This is a genomic window from Actinomadura opuntiae (assembly GCF_030283205.1).
GTDB lineage: Bacteria > Actinomycetota > Actinomycetes > Streptosporangiales > Streptosporangiaceae > Spirillospora.
Genome location: NZ_JASNWF010000002.1, coordinates 313,422 through 340,177, shown reverse-complemented (window position 1 = coordinate 340,177; position 26,756 = coordinate 313,422). Strand labels below are relative to the sequence as shown.

26 protein-coding genes are annotated in these 26,756 nt (G+C 74.5%); 6 read left to right on the top strand and 20 right to left on the bottom strand.

Annotated elements, in window-relative coordinates; translation table 11 throughout:
• Positions 1-299: 299 nt before the first annotated feature.
• From QP089_RS05075 to QP089_RS05065, 3 genes are all read right to left on the bottom strand, one after another.
• Positions 300-1,571, bottom strand: coding sequence for an HNH endonuclease signature motif containing protein (locus QP089_RS05075; RefSeq protein ID WP_285910110.1), 1,272 nt, complete (start codon positions 1,569-1,571; stop codon positions 300-302).
• 844 nt (positions 1,572-2,415) lie between these two features.
• Positions 2,416-2,874, bottom strand: a complete 459-nt coding sequence (locus QP089_RS05070) for a hypothetical protein (RefSeq protein WP_285910109.1) — start codon at positions 2,872-2,874, stop codon at positions 2,416-2,418.
• 82 nt (positions 2,875-2,956) lie between these two features.
• Positions 2,957-3,535, bottom strand: coding sequence for a YbhB/YbcL family Raf kinase inhibitor-like protein (locus QP089_RS05065; RefSeq protein ID WP_285910108.1), 579 nt, complete (start codon positions 3,533-3,535; stop codon positions 2,957-2,959).
• Positions 3,536-3,637: 102 nt separating this feature from the next.
• On the opposite strand from QP089_RS05065, the gene QP089_RS05060 reads away from it, so the two are divergent.
• Together QP089_RS05060 and QP089_RS05055 are read left to right on the top strand one after the other, a co-directional pair.
• Positions 3,638-4,480, top strand: coding sequence for a helix-turn-helix transcriptional regulator (locus tag QP089_RS05060; protein WP_285910107.1), 843 nt, complete (start codon positions 3,638-3,640; stop codon positions 4,478-4,480).
• 122 nt (positions 4,481-4,602) lie between these two features.
• The gene (locus QP089_RS05055; RefSeq protein ID WP_285910106.1) at positions 4,603-5,046 is read left to right on the top strand and encodes a hypothetical protein; all 444 of its coding nucleotides are present in this window, start codon (positions 4,603-4,605) and stop codon (positions 5,044-5,046) included.
• A gap of 61 nt (positions 5,047-5,107) precedes the next feature.
• Here the strand turns inward: QP089_RS05055 and QP089_RS05050 are convergent, their stop codons facing one another.
• From QP089_RS05050 to QP089_RS04995, 12 genes are all read right to left on the bottom strand, one after another.
• Positions 5,108-6,502 carry a glycosyltransferase family 2 protein gene (locus QP089_RS05050; protein WP_446474003.1) on the bottom strand — a complete coding sequence of 465 codons (1,395 nt, stop codon included), beginning with the start codon at positions 6,500-6,502 and terminating at the stop codon, positions 5,108-5,110.
• Positions 6,483-6,641 (bottom strand): hypothetical protein, encoded by a 159-nt coding sequence (locus QP089_RS05045; RefSeq protein ID WP_285910103.1) that lies wholly within the window; start codon positions 6,639-6,641, stop codon positions 6,483-6,485. Before QP089_RS05045 ends, QP089_RS05050 begins: the two co-directional genes overlap by 20 nt.
• A 40-nt stretch (positions 6,642-6,681) precedes the next feature.
• Positions 6,682-7,140 carry a hypothetical protein gene (locus QP089_RS05040; protein ID WP_285910102.1) on the bottom strand — a complete coding sequence of 153 codons (459 nt, stop codon included), beginning with the start codon at positions 7,138-7,140 and terminating at the stop codon, positions 6,682-6,684.
• A gap of 76 nt (positions 7,141-7,216) precedes the next feature.
• Complete coding sequence (locus QP089_RS05035) at positions 7,217-7,573, bottom strand: DUF488 domain-containing protein (protein ID WP_285910101.1); 357 nt, start codon at positions 7,571-7,573, stop codon at positions 7,217-7,219.
• A 28-nt stretch (positions 7,574-7,601) separates the two neighbouring features.
• Positions 7,602-8,936 carry an SAV_2336 N-terminal domain-related protein gene (locus QP089_RS05030; protein ID WP_285910100.1) on the bottom strand — a complete coding sequence of 445 codons (1,335 nt, stop codon included), beginning with the start codon at positions 8,934-8,936 and terminating at the stop codon, positions 7,602-7,604.
• Positions 8,933-9,967 (bottom strand): AAA family ATPase, encoded by a 1,035-nt coding sequence (locus QP089_RS05025; protein WP_285910098.1) that lies wholly within the window; start codon positions 9,965-9,967, stop codon positions 8,933-8,935. The genes QP089_RS05030 and QP089_RS05025 overlap by 4 nt, the downstream gene beginning before the upstream one ends.
• 46 nt (positions 9,968-10,013) lie before the next feature.
• Entirely contained in the window at positions 10,014-11,165 is a 1,152-nt protein-coding gene (locus QP089_RS05020) for a VMAP-C domain-containing protein (protein ID WP_285910097.1), read from the bottom strand.
• A gap of 1 nt (position 11,166) precedes the next feature.
• Positions 11,167-12,414 (bottom strand): CHAT domain-containing protein, encoded by a 1,248-nt coding sequence (locus QP089_RS05015; protein ID WP_285910096.1) that lies wholly within the window; start codon positions 12,412-12,414, stop codon positions 11,167-11,169.
• Complete coding sequence (locus QP089_RS05010) at positions 12,408-14,126, bottom strand: hypothetical protein (RefSeq protein WP_285910094.1); 1,719 nt, start codon at positions 14,124-14,126, stop codon at positions 12,408-12,410. Before QP089_RS05010 ends, QP089_RS05015 begins: the two co-directional genes overlap by 7 nt.
• Positions 14,127-14,128: 2 nt before the next feature.
• Positions 14,129-15,076: an AAA family ATPase gene (locus tag QP089_RS05005; protein ID WP_285910093.1), complete on the bottom strand. Its 948-nt coding sequence runs from the start codon at positions 15,074-15,076 to the stop codon at positions 14,129-14,131.
• A 13-nt stretch (positions 15,077-15,089) separates the two neighbouring features.
• The gene (locus QP089_RS05000) at positions 15,090-15,479 is read right to left on the bottom strand and encodes a CU044_2847 family protein (protein ID WP_285910092.1); all 390 of its coding nucleotides are present in this window, start codon (positions 15,477-15,479) and stop codon (positions 15,090-15,092) included.
• 164 nt (positions 15,480-15,643) lie between these two features.
• A complete protein-coding gene (locus QP089_RS04995) occupies positions 15,644-15,862 on the bottom strand; it encodes a hypothetical protein (RefSeq protein ID WP_285910091.1) in 219 nt (72 codons plus the stop codon).
• 72 nt (positions 15,863-15,934) lie between these two features.
• On the opposite strand from QP089_RS04995, the gene QP089_RS04990 reads away from it, so the two are divergent.
• The gene (locus QP089_RS04990) at positions 15,935-16,123 is read left to right on the top strand and encodes a hypothetical protein (protein WP_285910090.1); all 189 of its coding nucleotides are present in this window, start codon (positions 15,935-15,937) and stop codon (positions 16,121-16,123) included.
• A 57-nt stretch (positions 16,124-16,180) separates the two neighbouring features.
• Here QP089_RS04990 and QP089_RS04985 read toward each other — a convergent pair whose 3' ends face one another.
• The 3 genes from QP089_RS04985 to QP089_RS04975 form a co-directional block, all read right to left on the bottom strand.
• Positions 16,181-16,993, bottom strand: a complete 813-nt coding sequence (locus tag QP089_RS04985) for a hypothetical protein (RefSeq protein WP_285910089.1) — start codon at positions 16,991-16,993, stop codon at positions 16,181-16,183.
• 11 nt (positions 16,994-17,004) lie between these two features.
• Positions 17,005-17,250 (bottom strand): hypothetical protein, encoded by a 246-nt coding sequence (locus QP089_RS04980; RefSeq protein WP_285910087.1) that lies wholly within the window; start codon positions 17,248-17,250, stop codon positions 17,005-17,007.
• Between the two features lie 252 nt (positions 17,251-17,502).
• Complete coding sequence (locus tag QP089_RS04975; RefSeq protein ID WP_285910086.1) at positions 17,503-19,308, bottom strand: ABC transporter ATP-binding protein; 1,806 nt, start codon at positions 19,306-19,308, stop codon at positions 17,503-17,505.
• An 87-nt stretch (positions 19,309-19,395) separates the two neighbouring features.
• Between QP089_RS04975 and QP089_RS04970 the strand changes: the two genes are divergently transcribed.
• Together QP089_RS04970 and QP089_RS04965 are read left to right on the top strand one after the other, a co-directional pair.
• On the top strand, positions 19,396-19,848 hold the full coding sequence (locus tag QP089_RS04970) for a MarR family winged helix-turn-helix transcriptional regulator (protein WP_285910085.1): 453 nt from the start codon (positions 19,396-19,398) through the stop codon (positions 19,846-19,848).
• A gap of 108 nt (positions 19,849-19,956) precedes the next feature.
• Complete coding sequence (locus QP089_RS04965) at positions 19,957-21,237, top strand: PucR family transcriptional regulator (protein WP_285910084.1); 1,281 nt, start codon at positions 19,957-19,959, stop codon at positions 21,235-21,237.
• Between the two features lie 55 nt (positions 21,238-21,292).
• Here QP089_RS04965 and QP089_RS04960 read toward each other — a convergent pair whose 3' ends face one another.
• Positions 21,293-22,204: an alpha/beta hydrolase family protein gene (locus tag QP089_RS04960; RefSeq protein ID WP_285910083.1), complete on the bottom strand. Its 912-nt coding sequence runs from the start codon at positions 22,202-22,204 to the stop codon at positions 21,293-21,295.
• Between the two features lie 612 nt (positions 22,205-22,816).
• Positions 22,817-26,020 (bottom strand): AfsR/SARP family transcriptional regulator, encoded by a 3,204-nt coding sequence (locus tag QP089_RS04955; protein ID WP_285910081.1) that lies wholly within the window; start codon positions 26,018-26,020, stop codon positions 22,817-22,819.
• Between the two features lie 205 nt (positions 26,021-26,225).
• On the opposite strand from QP089_RS04955, the gene def reads away from it, so the two are divergent.
• Positions 26,226-26,756 carry a peptide deformylase gene (def, locus tag QP089_RS04950; protein ID WP_285910080.1) on the top strand — a complete coding sequence of 177 codons (531 nt, stop codon included), beginning with the start codon at positions 26,226-26,228 and terminating at the stop codon, positions 26,754-26,756.

Below are 26,756 nucleotides of genomic sequence, written 5' to 3'. Positions count from 1 at the left end.
CGCCGGTGTAGTACGCCACCTGCCGCGGCCACCCTCTGTGAGGCCGTCAACCACCTCGCCGTCATCAACGCTGGCTGACCTGCCTTCGAGACACGCTCTAGTGGGACTGTTCCAGGGCCAGTGTCTGTGCCGCTGGTGAAGGGCGAGGGAATGGCGAGAGGCCGGGGCGAGGGGCCAGGTTCGGGTGGCCGCAGCCGCTACTGACGAAGCAGTGAAAGGCGGGGCGGCGTGGGCATGCCGGTTCGCCCGAGATCCCAAGGCGGATTCGGGCGAACCGGTCACGGAGGGGGTAGGGCTGGTTATGCGGCCCAGTTGATGGCGGGATCGGGTGGGCCGAGTGTGCCCGGCGGCCCGTTCCCGGTCCAGGTTCTTCGGGCGTCGGGTGGTGGCAGCAGCCGGTACACATACCGCCCGTCGGGATCTTTAGTGATTCCGATCTGGCGTGGGCTGGTGTGTTTGAAGCGGTTGTGCCATCCGCAGGTGAGCGTGAGCTGATCGATGTCGGTGGGGCTGTTTCCCAGGGCCCAGCCGTGGACGTGGTCGACCTCGCACAACGTCCCCGGAATCTCACACTCCCGCACCGCACACGTCGGGTAGAGGGTTTCCAGGACCCGGCGTTGGGCGGGGCTGGCGAACCGTTCCCGATATCCCAGGTACAGGGGGTTGTGGCCGCGTCCCAGGATCAGGGGTGAGACTCCGGCTGACAGGGCGATGCGGCGTACCTGTTCGGCCGGGATCGGGGTGCCGTCGGTGAGGTGGCCTGGTGCGTTGCCACCGGTGAGGGTTTCCAGGTCGCAGATGACGGTGATCTTGGTGGCCTTGTGTCCGCCCGACAGCACACTGGCCAGGGCTGCGGCGGTGCGTTCGGCGACGTCGCGGTGGTCCTCGGGCCCGGCCGGCTTCGCCAGCGGGGCGAGTGTGCCGTCCCAGATGGCGGCGTCTTCGGCGTTCAGCCAGCCCTTGATGTAGCGGCCGCCGTCCAGGGAGCCGGTGCTGGTGATCCAGGACTTGGCGTAGCCGCGCTTGGCTTCCTCGGGTTCGCGGTCGGTGCCGTTGTTCTCGGCGATGACGTCGCGGATGCGGTTGCCGAACACTCCGACCTTGCCCGGCGAGAAGCCCTGGTCGACGAAACCCAGCAGGGTTCGTTCGGCCTCGGCGCATTCATCGTCGTCCAGGCGGGCGACCGAGTCGCTGATCGTGGTGGCGTACCCGTAGGACAACTCCCCGGAGATGAGCCGCTCGGTCACCTGCGGCAGGCGATGCCGCTGCCGCGCCAACACGAGGCGTTCCTTGGCGCGGTTCTCGCGCATCCCCAGACGGGACCGCAGCCACGCCCGGGTGGAGGGAAATCCCCACCTCTGCTGCTCTCCGGTGGCGTCGACGCGGCCGATGAATCCAGCTAGGGCGCTTTCCTGCATGTCGCAGGCGGCGGCCAGGTCTTCGGTGAGTTCAAGGCACGCGGCCGCCGATTCGGGGGCTTCTCGCTGGGCGAGTTCAGTGGCGATCACCGAGAGCGCGTTCACCAATTCCATGGTGGACGCGCCCTCAAGGTCGACCGTCACTGACTGCATACCTAAAGTGTACCCTAGGTGACCGACAATTGCACATCGAAAGAGGCCCTATCTTGGTCGCTCTGCGGCTTTGTGAATCGGCTTGTTGGCCTCTTGGATGAACACGCGTACGGAAGACGGTGGTGGGGTGGCGCGACCCGGGCGGGGCAGGCGGAGCCTGCCCCTTTGGCGCTGCCTCAGGGGCCGCAGAGGCTCCAAAGTCAAGGGTGGACGAAGTCCATCGCGAAGCGACGCCGAAGGCGCCCTTGACTTTGGAGGGGCGGCCCCGTACGCCAGCGCCACCCCACCACCCGAACACCCTTCTTGCCTCTAATGCGAACACCCCTCACCCCGTCCCTATCCCCACTAAAATGCCACCTTCGACTCTCAGGAGACTTCACCAGTACCAAGGAAGCGCCGGATCCAATCCCTGGAAGCAATGTCCTCGTACCACGCGCCGTCGGAGCGGCCGATCCCCCCGATGCGGGACGGCATTACAGTCGCATAGTCATCAGCGTCCGACGCCCATTCAGATCGGCGAGGGCCATGCGACCGGACAAGCCTCAGCGGCCGATCGCAGTCGAGGCTTCACCGCTGCCCGCGCCGACGACTCCCGATTCCGAGTGATGCGGTCGAGGAGAACACGGCCGAACTTTATCCTCCGAGGAGTTCGGCGCATCGGTACTGTTGGCGAGGTAGTTCATGTAATGGCCACCGCGTTTCTCGGCAAGGCGACGGCCGGAAGGTCCTGGCCCCGGTTGGTGGAACGGGGTCGTCGAGCAGGTGCAGCGTCACACCATCGGAGAGCGAAGGGAACGGGTGCGGGCGGCACACCGGGCCTCGGCCTCGAGGGCCTCCAGCGCGTTCACCGGTTGGCGCGGGCTCGGATCGATGCGACGCTGACGCCGCCGTCCGGGTGGCGGGTCAGTTTGCCGCGGTTGACCAGGTCTTGGACGCCCTGGCGGGTGATGCCGAGCATGGCGCCGGCGACCGAGCGGCTGACCGACTCACGGGCGGGGTGTCCGATCAGCCGCAGGACGACGCGTCCGAACGGCGTTCCCCACCAGTCCGGCGGCGGGTCGAAGGGCCGCACCACCGCCAGGACCTGCGCGGCGGCGGACCTGGCCTGGGCCTCGTCCGGGCCGAGCATCCGGGTCGCCCACATCTGCGCGTCCGCGTCCAGCCGGCGGCGGAGGACGGCCAGCGGCTCGGTCCCGTCCAGCAGCGCGTCCAGCGGCGCGAGGAACCGCGCCTCGATTTCGGCGACGAGTTGCCGGTGCAGCGCCGCGTGAGTTTCGGTGGAGACCGCCGGTGTCCCGTCCAAGAGATCCTCCCCCTGCCAGTCCGCCCAGTCTCAGCTGCTTGCGGTCGGGCGTCAAGCAGCCGAGACCGGCGGACGGGGCGGATCAAGAGGCGGCGGTGGCGGTGATGCGGGCGGCGGCGATCACGTGCGAGCCCATGGCGAACGACGCCATGGCCGGGCTCGCGGCGGCGGGGACGCCCGCGTCCGGGACGTCCAAGGCCAGCACCGTGATCTCGTAGCGGTGCGGTCCGTCGCCGGCGGGCGGGCAGGGGCCCAGGTAGGAGGCCGTGCCGGCGTCGTTGACGCCCGCGGCCGCGTCCGCCGGGACGCTGCGGGCCGTGGCCGGCAGGTTCCGCACCGACCAGTGCCAGAACCCGCTGCCGGTGGGGGCGTCGCGGTCGAACATGGTGACCGCGAAGCTCCTGGTGGCGGCGGGAGCGCCGGACCAGGTCAGCCGCGGCGGGACGTTGCCGCCCGTGCAACCGAAGGAGTCGGAGTAGGACGCGGCGGGGAACCGGCCGCGGGCCAGGTCGGGGCTGGTCACGCTGAAGCGGGCGACGTGCTCCGGAACGCCCGCGCGTACCTTGTGGTAGCCGAACTCGGGTCCGGTCTGCGCAGCAGCGGTGGACACGGACGCGGCGGTGACGGCGATGGACAGTGCGATGACGGCTCGTTTCCTCATGGCTCCAACGATCACGCCGTCTCGCGGACTGGTACAGGCCGTCCGCATCCTGGTACGCGGAGTGCCACCCTCGCCGCCCCCAGGATGGGCGATGCTAGGACCATGACGCCACGACGCGACGAGCTGGCGGCCTTCCTGCGGGCCGCGCGGGAACGGGTCCGCCCGGAGGACGTGGGGCTCGCCGGCGTGGCCCGCCGCCGCACGCCCGGCCTGCGCCGGCAGGAGGTGGCCGAGCTCGCGGCCGTCAGCGTCGACTGGTACGTCCGGCTGGAGCAGGGACGGGTCGGCACGCCGGGGTCGGCGGTCCTGGACGGCATCGCCGCCGCGCTGCTGCTGTCGCCCGCCGAGCGCGTCCACCTGCATCTGATCGCGCGCGGTGAGGCACCGCCGCCGGAGCACGTCCCGGCGCCGCTGGGCGGGAGCCTGCGTGCGGTCCTCAACGGGATGCCGCTGCTGCCCGCCTACGTGGTGGACTTCCGGTTCGACGTCCTGGCCTGCAACGCGGCGGCGTCCGCGCTGTTCGGCCCGGACTTCGGCCACGGCCGCCTGAACAACACGGCCCGCATGCTGTTCCTGGAGCCGGAGATCCGCGAGACCAACCTCGACTGGGTGCAGTTCTCCGGCGAGATGGTCGGCAACCTGCGCGTCAACCAGGCCCGCCATCCCGACGACCCGCGGCTGGCCGAGCTGATCGCCGAGCTGCGGGCGGCCAGCCGCGATTTCGCCGCATGGTGGGACGACCAGCACGTCCACGAGCGGTCGCGGGGAACGAAGCGGATCAGGCACGCGACGGCCGGCACGATGACCGTCGCCTACGACATGCTCGCCGCGCTCGACGGCTCCGACCAGCGGCTCTTCGTTCTCACCCCGGCCGACGAGGCGAGCGAGCGCGCGTTGCGCACCCTGGTGACGGCGCACGCCACCGCCCTGGCCACCGCCGGCTAGCCCGGGACCCGGGGGTAGGACATTTGTCCTGGCCGAACCTGCGAGGAACGGCTCTGCCGCCGTCCCCGCTCCGGACGGCACGATCAAGGGGTCAGCAGGACACGGCACCCCAAGGAGCGGACATGAACGCCACCCTCACCCGCCAGCAGGCCACCGCCGCCCCGGCCCGGCCGGACGGGCTGGACGCGATCAAGCCGCTCCCGACCTGGTTCTTCGCCTTCGAGGGCGTGCTCGGCGCGGCGTACGACATCTGCCACGTCTGGCATTTCGCCTGGATCGTCCTCGTGGGGATCGGGGCGGTGAACGCGGTCGTCGGCCTGACCGTGCTGCGCCGCCGGATCAAGCTGGTCAAGGCGATGCTGAAGAACGGCCGCACCCGCAAGATCGCGTTCGGGCTGATCGCGCTGCGCGTCGGCCTGCACGTCGTGCTCGGCGCGATCGGCGCGGACGTGACCGGCACCGCCGCGCACCTCGCCCTCGCCGCCGGCATGGCCGCCGTGACCGTGGGGCTGCTCTGGTTCGACCAGCGCGTCACCTTCCGCGCCCTCGGCCTCCCCACCGCCTGACGCACCGCCCCGCCCCGCTCCGCCCCGCCCCGCCCCGCCCCGCCCCCAAAGAGACCCTCCCTCATCGGCTCTCCGCCAGCGAGACCTCGACGGCCTTGCGCGTCCCCCAGTCGCCGACCCGCCGGCACGTGCACATCGCGTACAGGTACAGCGGCCGCAGGACGAACAGCCGCCACAGCGCGATCAACGGCGTGCACGCGAACAGGACGGCGCGCGCCCACACCGGCTCGTCGCTGCGCCGGACGGTGAAGATGCGCAGGGCCGACAGGTAGCTCAGGACGATCCCCGCCTGCACTCCCGACGACGCCACCGCACCGAAATGCGCCCGGTAGGCAGGGTCCACCAGCAGCACCGACGGCAGTAGCAGCGCCAGCACCAGGTGCAGGTACTCGCTCACCGTCATCCAGAACACGGCACCGGTCACCGGCATGTACCGCAGCCACCACAGGTGCCGGACGGTGGTGCCGCGCATCCAGCGCAACTGCTGCTTCAGGTAGTGGTCCAGCCGTTCGGGGACCAGCGTGAACGCCATCGAACTCGGCTGGTGGACGGTGTCGCCCGCCAGCAGCGCGTAGAACGTGAGCATCGAGTCGTCGTTCATCTGCATCGGGCGGCCGGCGAACCGCTCGTGCTCGTACACGCCGGCGGCGCGCCGCACCACCTCGCCCCGGTAGAACGCCAGCGTGCCGGAGTTGATCGTCACGCGCCGCAGCACCGACTGGGCGCTGCGCACGCCGCGGGTGAACGGCAGGTACAGCACGCACGTCATGCGGGTGAGCAGGCTCGCCGTCCGGTTGAGGACGAGGACGTGCCCGCCCACCGACTGCACGCGCGGGTCCGCGAACGGCAGCAGCCCCTCGCGGACGGCGTGCCGGTCGAGGACGGAGTCGCTGTCGAGGGTGACGAAGACGTCGGCGTCGTCGCCGGCGAGGGCGTGCATCTGCGCGAACCGCTTCCCCCGGTTCGGGGTGCGCCGCCAGGTGGTCTCGATGCCGAGCGCGCGTGCGGCGTCCTCGAACCCGCGGCGCACCGCGTCGAAGGCGACCGGGTTCCCGTCGGCGTCCGCGGACCCGTCGTCGACCACGTGGACGCGGTCGACGCGGCGGCTCTGGTCCAGCACCGACCGCAGGCACGCCCGCAACGCCGCCGGGTCCTCGTTGTAGACGGGCACCTGGACGGCCACGGTCAGCGCGTCCAGGGCGGCGCGCCGCTCGCCGGACGCGCGGAACGGCCGTTCCAGCCAGGACACCGGGATCCACCACAGCGCCAGGAGCGACACCGTCCAGGCGACGCAGGTCGCTCCGAACGGGGTGCGGAAGGTGGTGACGACCGCGACGAGATGGGTCATGGCCCAGGCCGCGAACCCGGCCAGCGGCAGGGCCGCCAGCATGATGCGGGTCCGCGGCGGTGCGTACCGCGCGGTCGGCGCCCGGAACTCAGCGCTCAAGCGGCTCACGCCCGCGCCGGAACCCGAACCTGACGAGCACGGTGCCGAGCAGCACCAGGCCGAGGCCGGCGGCGGCGAGCCAGATGTGGCCCATCGCGAGTCCGGTGTAGGCGAGCGTTCCGCCGGTGGCGGCCGATCCGTAGGGCATGGCGTCTCCTCGAGGCAGGTCGGTCCGTACCTCCTGCCGCCTACCCGGCCGCCTTCAAATGATCTTCCGCGGGCGGCAAAGCGTTCGCCGGGCGGCCCGGGAAGTGGGGGGCGGCGAAGGGGGAGGCCATGGTGGCGATGACGAAAGTGGTGGTCAGGATGGAGACCAGGCCGAGGGTGGCGACGGCGGGAGACGGGTAGTTGACGAACGGGCCGGTCACCAGCAGGAGGAACACCTCATAGCCCGCGGTCCAGCCGCGGAGACCGGGACGGCGCTCGCGGAACGCGGCGGCGAGCGCGACGGCCGCGGCGGACAGCGCGAACGGGTAGACGGCCAGGACCATCATCGCCGTGCCGACGCGGGCCTCGGCGCCGGTCGCCGCCTCGCCGAAGGCGACCATCGCCGCCCCGGCGCAGACGAGCAGCGCCGCCTGCGCCCACAGGACGGCGCGCGCCGCGGGGACCAGGCGGCGGCCGAGGGCGGTGGTCCGATCGTTCATGCCGGACACGGTGCCGCACCGGGCCGTCCCGGCGCATGGGCGCGGATACTCAGTTACCGCCGAGTAGCAAGTCGCGTCAGGAGCTCAGGATGGCCGCGAGCACGGCGGCCTGGCTGTGGTCCACGTCCTTGGTGGCGGTGAGGAGCGTGAGCGGCCCCGGATCGGCGTCGTCGCGCAGGCGGTCCAGCGCCGCCGCGCGGTCGGGGTCCTTCAGCTCGGCGTCGTAGCGGCGCCGGAACTCCTCGAACCTGTCCACATCGTGCCCGTACCACTTGCGCAGCTCGGTGGACGGCGCGACGTCCTTCTCCCAGCGGTCCAGCCGGGCCTCGTCCTTGGACAGCCCGCGCGGCCACACCCGGTCGACCAGGATCCGCTCGCCGTCCCCGTCCGCGGCGTCGTCGTAGACGCGGCGCACCCTCACATCACGTCCCATGCGGCCCTTCCTACCCCCGCCGGGCCCGTCATGCGCGGTCGGTGCGGGCCCGCAGGTGCTCGGCCGCCCGGCGTTCGAGCCGCCGCGCCTCCTCGGCGCCCAGGTGGGAGCGCAGTTCGGCGCGGACCCCGGCGGCGAAGTCGTACGTCGCGCCCGGGGCGGGCACGCGGTGCAGGAGCCCGCCGAGCAGCACCTCCGCGAGCTGCTGCTCGCCGGCGCCGCCGGTGCCGGCCTGGACCATCCGCATGATGTCCAGGGTCAGCGGCACGGCGGACAGCCGGACGGCGAGCCGGAACGCCGGCGGTGACGCCGCCGCCCGGAACCGCCCGACCCGGTCGCGCGGCGAGCCCGGCCCCGGTTCCTGCGGCGAGCCCGGCCCCGGTTCCTGCGGCGAGCCCGGCCCCGGTTCCTGCGGCGAGCCCGGCACCGGCTCCTGCGGCGAGCCCGGCACCGGCTCCTGCGGCGGGACGCGGCGCAGCGGCGCCCCGGTGAACAGGGCGACGCCCTCGCGCGCGGCGCCCGTGCGTCCGGTCACCAGCCGGACCCACCAGGTGATCCAGTCGGGCTGGAGCCGGATGACGGGAACGGGGACGCCCGGCGGCACCGGCTCCCCCGACGAGGTCGCGACGCGGAGCCGGTCGTTGGCGGTCGCGATGTGGGACGCCCGCGCCGAGAACCGCACCCGGACCAGCTCCGGTCCGCAGCGGTGCCACAGGCGCTCGGTCAGCGGCTGCACGACCGCGACCGGGCCGCCGCTCCCCCAGCGCTCCAGCAGCTCCGCCATCGTCCCGTCGTGCCAGGCCCGGCCCACGCAGTCGCTCAATACGAGCACGACCCCGCGGCCGGGCGCGTCCAACGGGTTCCCGGTGCCGATCCGCATCCCGGTCCCGGTGCCGCGCAGCACCAGGTCGCCGTCGGTGTCGAGCAGCCGGACGCGCACGTCGCGGAAGCTGCCCGAGCGCCGCAGCAGCCCGGTGACGTCAGCGATCCACGTGTGCCAGACGACCATCGAAGCGCCATCGTCCACGACCAGGGCGGCGTCGAGCCCGTGGCCCGGCGCCGGGCGCAGCACGGGCGAGAACGCGTGCGCCTGGGCCAAGGCGCGTGCCGTCGCCTCCTCGTCCAGGACGAAGTCCCTGCGGGAGGTGCCCTCGCGGGCGAGCGGCCGCAGGGCCTTGACCAGGGCCGACGCGCTGACGTCCAGCCCCGGGGCGCGCGGTGGCGGGCCCTCGGACGGCCCCTTGGCGGCCTCCAGCGGACGCGCCGGCAGGTGCCCGGCGAGCCAGACGACGTCCGCGACCGCCTGCGCGTCGAGGGAGTCGCCCGTCTCCTCCAGCAGGGCGAGCAGCCGGTCCAGGGTCACGGGCGGCCGTCCCGCGCGTCCCGCAGGAGCAGGTCGACCAGCCGGGCGCGCTGCTGCGTCTCGCGGACCCCGTGTGAGGTCAGGTAGATGGCGTTGAGCAGCTGGTCGACGGCCACGTCGCCGTGCTCGCCGCGCTCCAGGAACCGCTGGACGACGTCCTCGGCGCCGGCCGCCGCGTCCGCCCCGAGATGGGCCGCGACGATCGAGGACAGCCGCGCCCGGTCCGGCTTGGCGATCTCCAGCCGCACGCAGCGCCGGACGAAGTCGGGCGGGAAGTCGCGGTCCCCGTTGCTGGTGATCACCACGATGGGGAACTCGCGGCAGCGGACGAGACCGCCGCGCAGCACCGCGAGGCCGCCCGGGTCGTCGGTCATGACCTGCACCGACGGCAGCGACGAGGCGACCCGCGCCAGCTCGGGGATCGCGAACGCGCCGTCCTCCATGAGCGGCAGCAGGTCGCCCGGCAGGTCGAGGTCGCCCTTGTCGAGCCCGTCGATCAGCAGCACCCGCGGCATCGGGCCGGGCAGCAGCGCGGTGCCGACCGGGCCGAGCCGGATGTAGCCGCCGATGTCGTTGGCCGGGGCGTCCGGCGCGCCCACCACCGCCGGGCCCTCGGGCGGCAGGTTGGCCTCCTGCGCGCGGCCCAGCGCGTCGTACTCGTACAGCGCCCGCGCGAGCGTCGAGCGGCTGTTGACGGGCCAGTACAGGACGCGGCCGAGCCGCAGCTCGTAGGCGATCGCGTACGCGAGCGTCGACTTGCCGGTGCCGGGCGCGCCCGTGACCAGCAGCGGCCGGCGCAGCAGCAGCGCCGCGTTGATGATCTCCACGGCCTCGGCGGGCGTCCGGTACGACTGCGGGTTCCCGAACCGCCGCGAGGCCTCGTGCACCTCGGACCCGCGCGGGGGCTGGGAGTAGTCGGGGCCGCGCCCGCCGAACGCGCGCCAGGGAGGCGGCGGCGGGAGGCGCCTGATGCCGCCGTGCGGCACGCCCGTCCCCTGGTAGATCAGCCAGCCGTCGTCCGGTTCCGTCATGGCCACCTCGTCTCCGGGGATGCGGCGTCGGCCGCAGCCGTGTCGCTCACAACGGTGCCCGAAGGGCCGGGAACCCGCCAGGGAACCGCCCGGGATCGTCCCACAGCAGCCCGTACCCGGGCGCCTGCCCGGCGGACGCCCGCCACCGGTGGAGGATCTGGGGCAGCAGGGGCACGTCGGTGATCTGGAGAAGAGGCGGATCCGCGTTCCCCGGCCGGAAGGGATCGGGCTCCCGGCGCCAAAGCACGGCGGCAACCCCCTCGGCCACCATGGGGTCGAACGACGGCGGCGTGAAGTCGAGCATCAGCAGGTCGGGGGCGTCGGCCATCAGTTCTCTCCACCCCTGCTGCGTCGCCGCGTTCGACACCGACGGACCGGAATGCAGGCCCTCCCAGTGGCGCCGCCACCGGTCGTGGAGCGCCGCGTCGGAGGAGTGGATCCGTTCGTAGCTGCGCACGACCACCGGCGCCACATGACCCAGCGGGGCCGAGCCGACCCTCCAGTCCTCCACGGGAAGGTCCAGGAGCCGGTTGGGCAGGATGAACTCGATCGTCATCTCGGCCGCGTCCACCCGGCCGAGGAACTCGTCGAACGGCTCCGCGAGGGAGTCGGGGATGTGGCGGAGCCGGGTGGCGTGGTCGTCCATGCGCAGCGGTACGGGGTGGTCGCCCTGCTCCTGCGCCCAGACCGTGACGAGGTATTCGTCGTCCTGGAGTCCGCTGGGCTGGAGCTGCACGGTCAGGAAATGCGCCGCGCCGTGCCGCGCCGGCGTCCGGTCCGGGACCCGGCGTGTCAGGTCGGGCAGGTCGGTGGTCTGCTCGGGCTCGTCGTCGGCGCCGGGCGGCGCCACGGTGACCTTCAGCTCGTCGGTGCGGGCGATGACGCCGCGCGGGGTGAGCAGGCTGAGCCACAGGGAGCCGGGGCCGGCGCGCTCGTCGGCGACGGCGGCGAAGCGGACCGGGCCGTAGGTCCCGCCGAACCGGTGCAGCACCAGGGTGGACTCTCCGATGCCGTCCACGGTGATCCGGGGCCCGCCGTCCAGCAGGAACGTGAACGCGAACTCCTCCTCCTCGTACGGCCAGCCGCCGTCGCCGGCGAGCCGCAGGTCGGCCTCGACGAGGTAGGTGGTGCCGGGCGTCATCCGCCGCGGCCAGCGGACGACCGGCTCCACCTCCAGTCCGAGGGCCGTCGCCGCCATGTCACCCGCCTCCGCCGTACAAGGCGATGGTCGTGTCCGGGCCGCCGAAGTACAAGTACATGAAGGCGCTCACGAACGGCAGCAGCTCCTTGCCGCGCGGGCGGTCGGCCACCGGCGGCAGGTCCGTCACGGCGACGGCCCGGCGGTAGTCGCGCAGCGCGGCCGCGACGCCGACGCCGGACGGCGCGCCCATGCCGGCGAGCAGGTGCGCGGCGACCCGGTGCGCCTCGTCCTCCAGGACGGCGCCCGCCGTGCCCAGGAACCCGGCCGCGCCGGACCGCAGGAACACCTCGGCGAACCCGCGCGTGGTGGCGTCGTTGTACTCGGGGTCGTCGATGAGCCGGCCCGAATGGCAGGCGTTGACGAACACCAGCCCGCCGCCGTCCGCGACGCGCGGGAAGGTCCGCCAGTCGACCTCCCCGACGGACAGGCCGTCGAGCGTGACGTCGAACCCGGTGCTCCCGTACTCGCCGTGGCAGGCGATGTAGACCAGGGCCGGTCCGGGTCCCGGCGTCTCCAGGTGGGAGATCAGCTCCCAGAGGCTCGGCGACAGGGGATGCGCGGCGAGCAGGTCGCGGTCGCGGCGCATCGCGTCGGCGACGTAGCCCGCGGCGCCGCCCCGGCGGTCGGCGGACGCGTACGGGAGCGGGCCGCCGGGCGCGTGCACGGTCGTCCAGCGGGTGACGACGGCCAGCGCCCCCAGCCAGCCGCCGGGCAGGCCGGACGCCGGCTCGGCGGGGACCCACAGCAGCTCCCACGGGATCTCGAACCCGCTGTCGTCCCAGATGATCAGCCGGAGGTCGTCGCCGTGCCGGGCGCGGATCCGGCCGATCCAGCCGAGCAGCTCGTACTTGGTCCGGGACCAGCTGCGCATCCGGTTGAGGCTGCGGGCCGGCGACTCGCCGCCGGGCCGTCCGGAGATGAGCGTGCCGAGCGCGATGCGCGGCGGGCGGCCGTGCCGCTCGTTGCGGGCCGGCGGCAGGTCCTCGCCGCAGCAGCAGAAGCCGGACAGCTCGAAGACCGGGTCGCCGGCGCCGTCGAGCCGGGCGCGCTGGACGGTCAGCTCGGCGGTCGCCTCCGGCAGGGACGCGTGCACGTCCACCGGGGCGGCGCCGAGGCCGCGCGGCTCCCCGCTCGGCAGGTCGGGTCCGGTGGACGCCGGTTCCGGGGACGGCGGGGCGATGCGGGGCGGCGGGGCGCCGGGCGGGCTCCCCAGGAGCTTCGGCAGCCACCGGGAGCGGTTCACCATTCCGGCTCCCCGGCCGGGTGCAGTTCGGCGCCGAGCGCCTCGGCGAGCCGGGCGGTCAGGAACCGCTGGGGCCGGGGGCCGGGGTCGACGACGACGCTGCGCGCGACCGCCAGCTTCCGGATGCGTTCGGCGACGGCCAGCGCGTCGTCCACGCCCTGCGTGGAGACGGGCGGGACGATCCGTCCGGCGTGGCTCGCGGACAGGGGGACGTTGCCGCGGCCGTCCGTCGCGACGAGCAGCACCGCGTCGGCGGCGGGCAGCTCCCTGCGCAGCAGCCGCTCGGCGAGGAGGAGGCCGTGCGCCAGCGGGGTCGCGCGCCCCGGCGGGCGCTCCAGCGCGGCGGCGACCCGCGGGTCGAGCAGGTTGCGGGTGGTGAGCAGGCGGGCGCGCAGCTCGTCGTCGCCCGTCCCGACCTCGATCAGGCCGACCGTCGCCCGCGCGGTGTACATCCAGTGCAGGTAGGGGGCGAGGACGCCGGGCCAGTCCGCGCCGGCGGTGTGGTCGAGCAGCAGCACGACCATGAGCGGCGGGCGGGCGGCGCGGCGGTGCGCGCGCAGGTCGGCCGGCGCGAGGTGCAACGGATGCGGCGGGCGCGCGTCGTGGTGGCCCGGGCAGCGGACGGCCTGGAAGCGGGCGGCGGTGAGCAGCGTCGGGACGACGGCGAGGTCGTGCAGGTCCGTCGCATGGACGGTGCCGACGGACGGGCCGCGGGTGTCGCGGCGGCCCCGGCCGGGCGCGAGCGGGGCGCGCAGCGGCAGCCGCTCGCCGTCGCCGAGCGGGTCGTCCGGGCGGGCCCGGGCGGCGCCGCCGGACGGCCCGGAGGGCGCGCCGCCGCCCGCGGGTTCGGCGACGGCCGGATCGAGCGCCTCGGCCGTCACCGGGACCACCGCGCCGACCGGCTCGGTGACCAGGCGCGGCGGGCCGTCGCCCGCGGCGTCCGGCGTCCCGGCCGAGTCGACGGGGTCCGCCGGGGCGGGGCGGCCGGACGCGGCGCCGGGGCCCGGTGCGGCGAGCAGCCCGAGCAGCCGCGCCGCCTCGTCGACGTCGGCCGTGGTGGCGGCGCCGGCGCCGTGGAGCGCGGCGATCGCGCGCGCGATACGGGCGAGGGCGAGGTCGGTGCGCGGGCCCGCGTCCGGCCCGGCGAGCTCGACGGCCCGCGCGGCCGCCTCCTCCGCCAGTTCCGGGACGGGGAGGCCGGCGGGCGGCCGGCGGATCGGCACGCCGCGCGCCCCGTCGGCGAGCCCCGCCGCGTCGATCCGGAGCGGGAACCGGTCGAGCAGGTGCGGCGGCAGCCGGGCCGCGTCCGCCCGCGCGCACGCGGCGAGCCAGCGGGCCCGCGGACGCCACGCCAGGCTCAGCCCGTGCCGTTCCACGTGCGCGACGTCGGCGCCGAGCGCGCTCACCGCCGCCCGCCGGCCCGCGAGGCTGAGGCGGGCGAGGTCCGGTACGGCCGCGACGGCGGGACGGTCTCCGGCGAGCCGGCCGGGGACGATCCGCAGCCCGTCGCGCGCGGCGTCCACGGCGGTCCACAGCCCGTCGTCGGCGGTGCCCGCGCCGAGCACGACGAGCGGGCCGAACCCGTCGGCGAACCGGCGGGCGAGCTCCACGAGCGTCCGGGGCGGCATGCCGAGGAACAGCACCCCCGACAGCCGGTCGTCGGCGGCCGCGCAGGACAGCGCCGTCCCGACCCGGTCCGCCGCCGACCCGGCCACGGTCAGGCCCGCGCGACGAGCGCGGCCAGCCGCCGCGCGTCCTCGCCGGTCCAGCCGATGCCGTCCCCGTGGGAGGCGTCGGGCCTGCGGTGCGGCAGCGCGTACGGCGCGGCCTCCGCCACGTCGGCGGCGGTGGCCTCGCGGCGGCCGTCGAGGGCGGCGAGGGCCATCGCGGCGCGGGCCGTCACCGCCTCGGCGCGGTGGCCGACCGCGCCGAAAGCCTCGGCGATCCGCGCGCACAGCGCGGCCATCGCGGGCGGGAGCTCGACGCCGGGCCAGGCGTCGTGCGCGGCTGCCAGCCGCTCCAGCAGCCGCCGGTCGCGGGCGCGGCCCTCCTCCAGCCACGGCGAGGCGGCGCCCGCCGCCGCCCGCGCGCACTCGCGCTCGAACCTGAGCACGGTCAGCAGGATCTCCTGCCGCTCCGCCGCGCCGCGCGCCGCCGTCACCGGGACGACCATCCCGAACCGGTCGAGCAGCTGCGGCCGCAGCCCGCCCTCCTCGGGGTTCATCGTGCCGACCAGGGTGAACGACACCGGGACGTCCGGCAGGTCCAGCCCCTCGCGCTGGACGACCAGGACGCCGGTCGACGCGACGTCCAGGATGAGGTCGACGACGTGGTCGTCCAGCAGGTTCACCTCGTCGACGTAGAGCAGCCCGCGGTGGGCCTGCTCGAGCAGGCCCGGCCGCCGCTCCGGCGCGCCGCGCATCAGCGCGTCGACGTCCCAGCCGCCGAGCACCCGGTCGTCGGTGGCGTTGATCGGCAGCGTCACCGGCAGCGCGCCGCCGTGCACCATCCGGGAGAACGCGCGGACCGTCGTGGACTTGGCGGTGCCGCGCTCCCCGGTGATGAGCAGTCCGCCGATCGACGGCGCGACGTAGCACAGCTCCAGCGCGCGCAGCAGCGGCCGCTGCCCGACGATGCGGCTGTAGGGGAGGATCTCGATGGTCATCGGGTGCCCGCGGTCATCCGGGGTCCGCATCGCCGGTGCGCAGGCCGGTCCAGCGCATGACGACCTGGAGCTGCGCGCCGCCCGCAAGTTCGACGATCTTCGCGCCGGCCTTGGTGTCGAGCTTCACCGCGAGCTGCATCTCCAGCTCGTCCGGCTTGGCGTCGGTCATCGCCTCCAGCCGCGCGTGCATCGCCTCGGCGCACGACTCGACGAGGTCGAGCGCCTCGCTGAACAGCGGCCGGCTCAGCCTGATCACCTTTTCGGCGAGCCCGCCGCGGGTGGCCTCCCCATAGATGTCCGCCAGGTCGGCCTCGGCCGCCTCGGCCGCCTCGCCGTCGGACTCGTCCACCTCGATGAGGATGCGCGCCCCGCCCGCGCCGTTGTCCACCGATACGACGGCCATCCGGCCCCCTCCCGCCGCGCGCCGACGCCCCCGGCGACGCGCGCGCGGGAGCGAATCGGCTCCATGGTCGCGAACGCGGACGCCGCGGCGCAACGCGAGCGGGCGAAGTGCCCGGCACCGGTCAGCCGGGGCCGGGGCCCGGTGACAGTCGAAGGGGCCTGGGGTCAGTCGAAATGGAAGGCGTGGTGCTCGGCGGCGGTGCGGCGGGCGAACTCCCCGGCGAGCGCGCGGCCGAGGACGTCGTCGTCGGGTCGGTGCCGCTCCAGGTACTGCAGGGCCTCGGCCAGCTCCCCGGTGGTGAGGCGGCGGAGCGGTTTGCCGGTCCAGCGCGGGTGCGGGACGTTCGGCGGGCCGGGGTGCGGGGCGGGCGGCCGGGTGCTCATGCAATTGCGTCCTTTCGGGTGCGACCGCGCGGCGGCCGGTGCGGAAATGGCCGGTTCGAATAGGATCGGCGCGTGCATTGGTGGAGCCAGCAAGCGTGCGACGCGGCGGCGGAGGCGCAGGCCGCGGACCCGTCGCCGGCGAATCTCATGGCGGCCGCCCAGGTGCAGGCGATGATCTCGATGGCGGAGGCGCTGCACCGCATCGCCGCGGTTCTGGAAGAGCGCGGCGAAACGGCGCCGATGGCCGTCCGGCCGAAATGACCCGGAGAATGAAATACCGGTGTGCCCCGGGCGGGGCACACCGGTTCTCACGGCGCGTCAGACATCGCTGAACGACTTGCGTTCGCTCCGCCCGTTCGCGTGCGGGGCGAGCCGGGAGGTCTTGCCGAGCGGCGGCCGCGGCGGCGGCACCGGCGCGGGCTCGGCCGGGTGGTCGGGCTCGGCCGCGACCGGGGCGAGCCGCTCGTCGTCGGCGGGCACGGCGCGGGCCTCCTCGTGCGGGCGGTCGCGCAGCCGGCGGGCCGCCTGCCGCAGCGCCCGCTCGCCGACCAGCCGGGTCAGCTCCAGCCCCCAGCAGTCCAGCTTGTCGGCGTCGGTGAGGTCGTCGCGGGCGCTCAGCTCCGCGGCGAGCCCGCCGAGCCGCTGCGCCTCGGCCAGGTCGAACTCGCGCATGAGGTGGCAGCACAGCTCGGCGAGCGCGGCGTGGTCGCGCTCGAACGACAGCTCGGCGAGGTCGTTGTGGGAGAGCCGGCTGAGGGCGCGCTTGCGCTCCAGCTCGCCGTCGGCGATCCGCAGGATCCCGTTGAGCAGCGCGACCGGCCCGGTGCCGGTCGCAGTCGTCTGCGCCGGGGCGAACGACATGCGCAGGACGGCGGCCGAGCCGAGCCCGGCGGCGATGACCCGCACGACCAGCAGCGCGGTCGGCGGCATGGTGTAGGGCAGCCCGAACCGCCAGCCGGCCGCGGTGACCGCGATCAGCGCGACCACGGACGCGCCGGTGTTGACCAGGGCGAACAGCAGCCCGCCCGGGGACAGCAGCGCCGCGACGGGCTTGTCGCGGTAGCGGGCGACGAGTTCGGCGACTCCGATCGCGCCGCCGATCAGGGCGGCGAGGAACATCTCGATGATCATGACCTTCGTCTCTATGCGCTGCGGGCGTTCATGCGGCCGAACGGGTACTCCTCGGGGCGGCCCCGGCGGGACAGCAGGGCGGGCCGCTGCCGGGCGGCCAGTTCCGTCCGCTCGACCTCGAGGAAGACCAGCAGCCATTCCGCGGGACCCGCCGCGAGGCCGCTGTGCGAGCGCATCGCCTGCTCGCGCGCGCCGAGAAAGGTGAGCAGCCAGCCGGTGGGGCCGGCGGCCGTGGAGGTTCGAATTCGGGAATCCATGCGGGGAACCATTCCGCAGCGTGCCGCGGAAGTCGACCTCCGACGCGTCAAGTTTTCCGATCCGCGCCTGGGAAAAGGGTCATCGCGACCAGTCCGCCGGAACCGTCACATCGGCCGCACCGATCTTCTCAGCATTGGAAGGCCGTCCGATTCCATTTGACCGATGATGTGGATTCCTTTGCCAAGGATTCCGGTTCGGAGGGCGCAGGGAGATCGCCCTTTCAGTACGCCGCCGCCCGGGCCTCCGCGAAATCAGGCGGCGGGGGTCAGGTCCTCGTCGCGGGAGACCAGGGCGGCGTAGCGGCCGCCGGCGGCGACCAGCTCGGCGTGGGTGCCGCGCTCGGCGACGCGGCCGTGGTCGAGGACGGCGATCTGGTCGGCGTCGCGGACGGTCGACAGCCGGTGCGCGATGGTGATGGTGGTGCGCCCCTCGGCGAGCGCGTCGACGGCCCGCTGGACGGCGTGCTCGGTCTGGGTGTCGAGCGCGCTGGTCGCCTCGTCCAGGACGAGGATCGGCGGGTTGCGCAGGATCGTCCGGGCGATGGCGAGGCGCTGCTTCTCGCCGCCGGAGAACCGGTAGCCGCGCTCGCCGACGACGGTGTCGTAGCCGTCCGGCAGCCCGGCGATGTGGTCGTGGATCTGCGCGGCGCGGGCGGCGGCGTGCAGCTCGGCGTCGGTCGCGTCGGGCTTGGCGAACCGCAGGTTGTCGGCGACGGACGCGTGGAACAGGTAGGTCTCCTGGGAGACGACGCCGACGGCGGCGGCCAGGTCGGCGAACGACAGGTCGCGCACGTCCACGCCGTCGATGGTGACGCGGCCGGACGTGGCGTCGTACAGGCGCGGCACCAGGTAGCTGAGGGTGGTCTTGCCGGATCCGGTCTCGCCGACGACGGCGAGCGACGACCCGGCGGGGACGTCCAGGTCGATGCCGGTGAGCGCCTTCGCGCCGGGCTCGTAGGAGAAGCCGACGCGCTCGAAGCGGACGTGGCCGCGGGGGCGGGGCAGCGGGCGGGGCTCGGCGGGCTCCTCCAGGCCGGGTTCGAGGTCGAGGTACTCGAAGATCCGCCCGAACAGCGACATCGAGCTCTGCACGTCCACCGAGGTCTGGAGCAGCTGGACGGTCGGCCGGAACAGGCTGGTCTGCAGGGTCGTGAACGCGACGAGCGTGCCGATCGACACCAGCGGGTGGCCCTGCGAGACGGTCAGGCCGGCGGCCCAGTAGGTCAGGGCGGGCATCGCCGACATGACGATCTGGATGGTGGACTGCCGCCACCGGCCCGCCATGCTCGCGCGGATCGCCAGGTCGGCGAGGTCGCGGGACTCGCCGGCGAACCGGTCGGTGAGCGCGGGCGAGCGGCCCATCGTGCGGCCGAGCAGGATGCCGCTGACCGACAGCGACTCCTCCACGATCGCCGACATCGCGGCCAGCTGCCGCTGCCGCCGCGAGGTGATCTTCCGGCGCTCGTCGCCGACGCGGCGGCTGATCCACACGAAGAACGGCAGCGTGACCATCGTGACGAGGGTGAGCCGCCAGTCGAGGGCGAGCATCGCGATGCCGGTCGCGGTGACGGAGGTGAAGTTGGAGACCAGCGAGGTCACCGTGGTGGTGACGGTGGACTGCATGCCGCCGATGTCGTTGGCGATCCGCGACTGGACCTCGCCGGTGCGGGTCCGGGTGAAGAACGCCAGCGGCATCCGCTGCAGGTGCGCGTACACGGCGGTGCGCAGGTCGTGCATGACGCGCTGGCCGACGCCGGTGGAGATGTAGGTCTGCAGGACCGAGAACACGCTGGTCGCGACGGAGATGGCGATCATGCCGAGGGCGAGCGCGGACAGCAGCCCGGTGCGGCCCTGCGGGAGCGCGACGTCCAGGATGTGCCGCAGCATGAACGGCGAGGCCAGCGAGACGAGCGCGGACAGGCCGACGAGCAGCGCCACGACGGCGAGCCGGGCGCGGTAGGGGGCGAACAGGCGCACGATGCGCCGGCGGTCGAAGTCCTTGGTGGTGGATTGGGCGGCGGGCTGGGCGGCGGGGTTCGCGGTGGGGTCCTGCGCCATGGGCGGCTCCTTCGTTCCGGGGTTCCTCAGGCTAACTGAGCTTAGCTCATAATTATTTCCGCACAACTATGAGCTAAGCTCGGCGGCATGGAGAACGATCTGGCCGACCTGTTCCTCCGGGCGGCCAAGCGGATCCGCCGGCACCAGGTCGAGCGGCTCGCCCCGCTCGGCCTCACCCCCGCCCAGTCGCGCGCCCTGCGCGTGATCGTCGGCGCCGACGGCCCGCTGCGGATGACCGACCTCGCCCGGCGCCTCGACATCGTCCCCCGCTCGGCGACGACGCTGGTGGACGCCCTGGAGGCCGACGGGCTCGTCACCCGCGAGCCCGATCCGGCCAACCGCCGCTCGCTGCTCGTCCGGCCGACGGGCAAGGGCCGCGACGTCCGCGCGACGATCACGGGCACCCGGCGGGAGGCGGCGCGGGAGGTGCTCTCCCCGCTGTCGGACGAGCAGCGCGAAACGCTCCGCGACCTGCTCACCGTCATCGACAACGCCGCCGGCGCCGAGCCCGGGAGGCCGCGGCGGCTGTCAGGGAGCTGACAATCGGGGCGGGCGGAAACATCCCGTCCCTGCCTAGCGCCGGGCCGCCGCGGGGCGGACCCTGGAAGGCCCCAGTGGCTTCGGGGTCGCGAGTTCCAGGAGGGTGCCTTGAGCCGGTCCGCCCGTTCCGCCGCCTCGCCCGGGTCCGCGTCGTCGTCCTCGCCCGCGTCCGGATCCTCGTCCCGGTCCGGCGCTTCGGAGTTCCCGCTGTCCGGCGTGCCCGCCGGGCTCGCCGATCCGCTGCGGCCGCACCTGGAGGCGGCGGCGGCCGAGATGGTCGGCGAGATCCAGGGCCTCGTCCCCGAGTACGCGCGGCCGCCGGACAGCCGCTACGGCCGCCGGATGCGGTGGGCCGTCGAGCAGAGCGTCCGGCAGTTCGTGGACGCCATCGGCCGGCCCGACATCGACTGGGGCACGGTCACCGGGATCTTCGAGGGGATCGGCGCGTACGAGGCGCGCAAGGGCCGCAGCCTGGACGGCCTGCAGACCGCGATCCGGGTCAGCGGGCAGGTCGCCTGCCGCCGGTTCATCAAGGACGCGCGGCGGCTCGGCTGGTCGCTGGACACCCTCGGCAAGATCACCGAGTCGCTGTTCGTGTTCCTGGAGCGGATCGCGGGCGCGGCCGCGCAGGGGTACGCGCGGGCGCAGGGCGAGCTGGCGGGCGAGCGCGAGCGGTTCCGCCGCCGGCTGCGCGACCTGCTGGTCATGGACCCGCCGGCCAGCGACGAGGCGATCGGGGAGCTGGCGCGGGCGGCGGGCTGGCAGGTGCCGCGGACGCTCGCGGTGGTCGCGTTCCGCCTCGATCCCGGGCAGGCCGTCCCGGTGCTACCGCCGGCGTTCCTGGCCGACTGGGACGCCGCCGACCCGTACGTCATCTGCCCCGATCCGGACGGCCCCGGCCAGGACCGGCTGCCGGCGGCGATCACGGGGACGCGCGCGGCGGCGATCGGGCCGACCGTCCCGCCGGCGCGGGCCGCGCTGTCGCTGCGCTGGGCGCGGCGGGCGCTCGCGCTGATCGAGCGCGGCGTGCTGCCCGGCAAGGAGCCGCTGCGCTGCCTGGACCATCTGCCGAGCCTGGTCGCGGCGCAGAGCGAGGAGCTGCTGGACGTGGCGCTGGCCGCCCGGCTCGGGCCGCTGATGGACCTCGCGCCGCACCGCCGGGACGCGCTGTCGCGGACGCTGCTGACCTACATGGAGTGCCGCGACAACGCGGTGGCGGCGGCGGAGCGGCTGCTGGTGCACGAGCAGACCGTCCGGTACCGGATACGGCGGCTGGAGGAGAGCCTCGGCGGCGTCATGCTGGACCCGGACCGCCGGATCGAGCTGCTGCTCCTGCTGCACCACCTGGTCCGCCTCGACTCCGGCGACCGGCGCCTGTCACCCGCCTGACCGCGCAGACGGGACGGCGGCGGCGCCGGGGCACCGCCGCCGTCCCGGGGCGGGGTCAGCCGTTCGGGCAGGTGTCGAGGTATTTCGCGATGCCGGCGTCCGGCTTCGGCGCCGGGCAGAGGAACTGGTCGTAGCGGGTGTCATTGTCGACGAACCGCTTCATCCACGCGATGGAGTACTTCGCGATGGTCGTGTTCGGCGAGACGAAGGTCATGTGCCCGGCGTTCTTCAGCAGCAGGTACGCCTTTTCCGGCGCCGTCTTGATGTTGTTGTAGTACGACTCGGCCATCGACGAGGCGGGCGCGATGAAGTCGTTGTCCGCGCCCATGATCAGGGTCGGGGTCGCGATGTTCGGGAAGGTGTAGTTCGTGTCCCACGGCGCGAGCGGGATGTCGGCCTTGAGCGACGGCCGCTTGTTGGCGGCCTCGAGCGTCCCGCCGCCGCCCATGGAATGGCCCATGACGGCGGTGCGGCTCGCGTCGATGCGGTTCTTGACGGTGCTCTTGCCGGTCAGCCAGTCGAGCGCGGCGAGCAGCTGTTCGCCGCGGGCGGCGGGGACGTCGACGAGGCTGTTGGTCTCCAGCGTCATGACGACGAAGCCCTGCGAGGCCAGGCGCGGCCCGTACCAGGAGATCCACGCCTCCGGGGAGACGAATCCGGGCGAGACGACGATCGCCCCGAAGGTGCCCTGGCTCGTGTCGGTCGGGGCGTAGATGGTGCCCTTGTTGAAGCCGGTCCCGCTGCCCGCCGGAACGGGAATCGTGTCGATGGCGAAGGGGCCCTTCTCCGCGGTGATGCTCGCCTCGGTCGGCGCGGGACCGCGCTGATACGGATTGTCGGCGAGCCTTATGGCGCTCGCCGGTTTCGCCGGCGCGGCGGCGCTCGCGGCCGGCGCCATGGCGGCGCCGGCGGCGAGGGCGGCGGCCACGGGGAGGAGCCGGAGCGAATTGGCGAGATTCCTGTTCATCGGGACGTGCCCTTCACTAGCGGGAGCCGCGAGCGGGTGGGTCTGCGCGGGTGCCAGAATTGTGGGCCGTCCGGCCGCCCGGCGCTGCTTATGCGGCGACGTCTTGGAGCCGGCGCTCTTATAGCGAAGTTACAAAGCGGCGAAAAACGCTAAGCGGGGGATAACTACGGAGAGGGGCCACTCCCCCCAGAGTGACCCCTCTCCCCCCGTTCCGCGGGCCGGCCCGGAACGCGCACTGGGGACGGCCGCTCCCCCCGAAGCGGCTTCGGCGCGGGGCGCCCGGCGGATGAGAAGAAGGTAGCGACCCCCTCACCGGCCGATCGAGGCTTCAACCGCACGCGTCGACGAACGGTGCACTGTGTGCGACGAACGGAACACGCTCCGCAGCGCCGCACCTCCTTCCGCGCGCACGGACGGCCGATGCGGGCGATCGGTTCGGATGCGGAGGCAGGTGTAAACGGAGGCAGGTGTAAGCGCGGCGGCAGGTGTAAGCGAGGTGTAATCCGGTCGGCCTAGCGTTGCCGCCGTGGAGATCGACCGCACCGCGGCGGCGCGTCCGCCCGGGGCCCGGGACGGACCGCACGGGGGTCGGTCCGTCGCCCGCCGCGGCGGTCACCACAGCAGGTGCGCGACCGAGCCGGCCTCGGTGGGGACGCCGAGCGCCTCGAAGATCTCCAGCGCCTCGCGGCGCGGGTCGGCGGGGGCGCCGCCGCCCTCGCCGGGGCCGCCTTCACCCGGGCCGCCCTCGCCGGGGCCGGCCACGTCGAGGAGGGCACCGAGCAGGAACAGGCACTTGGCCCGCCACAGCGGCACCGACACCTCGGTGGCCAGCTTCAGGGCGCGTTCCAGCAGCCGCCGCGCCGCCGGGAGGTCGCCGCGGTCCCAGTGCAGGTCCGCCAGGACGTACAGGATGCGCGCGCGCATCAGCGGGTCCGCGCGCTCCTCGGCGAGGCCCAGCGCCAGCCGCAGCGACCGCTCGGCCTCCTCGGTGCGGCCGAGCGCGAAGCTCGTGCAGCCGAGACCGTGCGCGGCGTACATCCCGACGAGCCGGCTGCCCGCCGCGGTGCCCTCCTCGCGGATGTGCTCGAACAGCGGCCGGGCCTCGCCGGGCCGGCCGAGGGCCAGCAGCGCCTGCCCGATCCAGTACACCGCCTGCAGCTCGACGCTGGTGTAGCGGGCGCGGCGGGCCAGGTCGCGGGCCGCGGTGAGGACGCCGACCGCGTCCTCGGCGGCGCCGCGCTCGTACTGGGCGCAGCCGATCACCAGCACGGCGTGGGACTCGCCCGCGACGTCGCCCGCCCGCCGGAACAGCTCGCGGGCACGCCGGCCGCCTGCCTCGGCGTCGCCGAACCGCCCGAGCATCCGGTGCACGGTGGCGAGCTGGCGGAGCGCGAGCGCGGTGCCGTGCGGGTCGCCGGTCTCCTCGAACAGCCGCAGCGCGTCCCGGACGGAGCGCAGCGCCCGGTCGTAGTCGCGGCGCGCGCACGCCAGCTCGGTGGTGCGCTCCAGCAGCGCCGCCTCGCCGCGCAGGTCGCGGGCCGCCCGGACGACCGGGAGCGCGTCGGCGATGACCTGCTGCCACTGGTCGGTGTGGTGCACCGGCTGCAGCAGGACGCCCGCGCGGACCGCGAGCTCCCAGGACGGCTCGGACTCGCCGAGCCGCGCGGCCTGCCGGACGGCGGCGGTGAGCGCGAGCCGCTCGGCCTCCATCCACGCCGCCGGGTGGCGCAGGGACCAGCCGATCGTCGCGTCGTCCAGCGGGTGGCGGGCCGCGCCGCCCGCGCCGGGGACGTCGCCGCCGCCGGTGACCATCTCCACCATCCGGTCGGCCAGGTACAGCCAGCCGCCGGCGACGCGGCGCAGCGCCGCGGCGCGCTCGTCCGGGCCGTCCTCGTCGTGGCACAGCTCGCGGGCGTGGTCGCGGACGAGGTCGTGGAACCGGTAGCGGACGACCCCGGGCACCTCGGCGTCGGCGGGCCCGGCCCCGGCGGCGGGCGGCCGCGCTCCGGGGACCGCGGGCGGGCCGGTCGCGTCCAGCAGCTGCGCGTCGACGAGCGTCTCCAGCAGCTCGCCGACCTCGGCGGGCGGGAGACCGAGCAGCGCCGCCGCGGTCCAGCAGGCGAAGTCGGGCGCGTCGAGCAGGCCGAGCAGCCGGTACAGCCGCCGCGTGCCGGGGTCGAGGCCCTGGTAGCTGAGGTGCAGGGTGGTGCGGACGCTGAGGCCGCGCTGCGTCAGCTCGTCCAGCCGGCCCTGCTCGCGCATCCGGCGGACGAACCCGGCGATGCTCCAGTGCGTCTTGGCGGCGAGCCGGGCGCCGGCGACCCGCAGCGCCAGCGGCAGGTGACCGCACATCCGGGCGAGCGTCGCGGCGGCCTCCGGCTCGGCGGCGACACGGTCCGGGCCGACGATGTGGACGAGCAGGTCGATCGCCTGCGCGGGGGTCAGCACGTCCAGCTCGATGAGCCGCGCGCCGGGCAGCGCGGTGAGCCGGGTCCGGCTGGTGATGAGCGCGCGGGACAGCCGGCCGCCGGGCAGCAGCGGCTCGACCTGCGTCTCGTCGGCGGCGTTGTCGAGCACGACGAGGATGCGCCGGTCGGCGAGGACGCTGCGGTACAGCGCGGCGCGCTCGCCGGGGCTCTCCGGGACGGCGGCGGCGTCCACGCCGAGGGCGCGCAGGAACCGGCCGAGCACCTCGGCCGGGTCGGCGGGGTCGCGTTCGGCTCCGCGCAGGTCCACGAAGAGCTGGCCGTCGGGGAAGGCGTCGCGAAGGCGGTGCGCGATGTGCACGGCGAGGGTCGTCTTGCCGATGCCGCCCATCCCGGCGACGGCCGACACCGAGACGGGCGCGTCGCCGTCGCCGGCCGACAGCAGCGCGAGCATGCCGTCGATCTGGTCGCCGCGTCCGGTGAAGTCGGGCACGGCGGGCGGGAGCTGGCTCGGCCGTTCAGGACGGACCCGCCCGGTGCCGGCACGCCGGTCGGCGCGCTGGTCGGCGCGCTGCGGGGGGCGGTCGCCGCCGCGCTCACCGGCGGGGCCGGTCTCCTGCCGCAGCACGCGCAGGTGGACGTCCCGCAGTTCGGGCCCGGGGTCGACGCCGAGCTGGTCGTGCAGCCGGGCCCGCGCCTCCGCGAAGGCTTCGAGGGCCTCGGCCTGCCGCCCGCACGACGCGAGCACCTCGATCCACACGGCGAGCAGCTGCTCGTCCAGCGGATCGGCGCGCACCAGCGGGGCCAGGTGGGGCAGGGCCCGCTCGGGGGCGCCCGCGGCGAGCACCGTGCGGGCGTGCTCCATCGCGGCCTCGACCCGCTCGCGCTCCAGCCGGTCGACGGCGGCCCGGTCGACCGCGTCGGGCGAGACGTCCTCCAGCGCCCGGCCGCGCCACAGCCCGAGCGCCCGCTCCAGCGCGCCGGCGCGCCGGTCGGCGGGCAGCATCGCCGCGTCGGCGACCGCGCGGCGGAACACCGCCGCGTCGATCTCGGCGCCGGGCAGTTCCAGCGCGTACCCGTTGGTGGTGCGGACGACCTCGACGCCCGTCCCGGCGGCCTCGGCCAGCCAGCGGCGCAGCCGGAACACCGCGACGGCGAGCGTCGAGTCGGAGACGACGGTCTCGCGGGTGCCCCACAGCAGCGACTTGAGCGTGTCGTCGCCGACGCCGGACAGCCCCGCGAGGCCGGCGAGGACGAGCGTGCCGAGCAGCGCGCGGGCGATCCCGGAGGCGGGCAGCGCGCGCCGGCCGGCGCGCTCCACGCCGACCCGCCCGAGCACGACGATCCGGACGTGCTCGCGCCGCTGTTCAGACCCGCGCTCGGCCGTCACCGCCGACGCCGCCTCCCGTGCGAAGTGGACCCCACCATTCGATCAAACCGCGGCCGGTCCGGAGAGTGCATTTTTGCACGGTCGTGCGAAAACGCGCCGCGCGCCGCCATGGCCCGCCCGGGGACGCCGTTCCTCTCCGCCGTCCCGGCGGCGCGGCGCCCCGCGGGGATGGGCCAGGATGGAGGGGAGCGCGAAAGGAGATCGGATGGCGGGACAGGTGCGGCCGATCACGCTGGTCGGGACGCCGGTCCTGCACCGGGCGTGCCGGCCGGTGCAGGAGTTCGACGCGGCGCTGGCGGAGCTCGCCGACGACATGTTCGCCAGCATGTACGCGGCGGAGGGCGTCGGCCTGGCCGCCAACCAGATCGGCGTCGACCTGCGGATCTTCGTCTACGACTGCCCCGACGAGGACGGCGAGCGGCACAGCGGGACGGTCGTCAACCCGGTGCTGGAGCTGCCCGCCCTCGCGGACCGGCGGCTCGACGACGGCGAGGAGGGGTGCCTGTCGGTGCCGGGCCCGCACGCCCGCGTCGCCCGCCCCGACCGCGCGGCCGTCCGCGGGTTCGACGTCAAGGGCGACCCGGTGACGGTCGAGGGGACGGGCCTGCTCGCGCGCTGCCTCCAGCACGAGACCGACCACCTCGAAGGCAAGGTCTACATCGACCGCCTCTCGGCCCGCGCGCGCAAGAAGGTCCTCAAGGAGTACGAGGAGCTGCGCGCCGCCAGGGCCGAATAG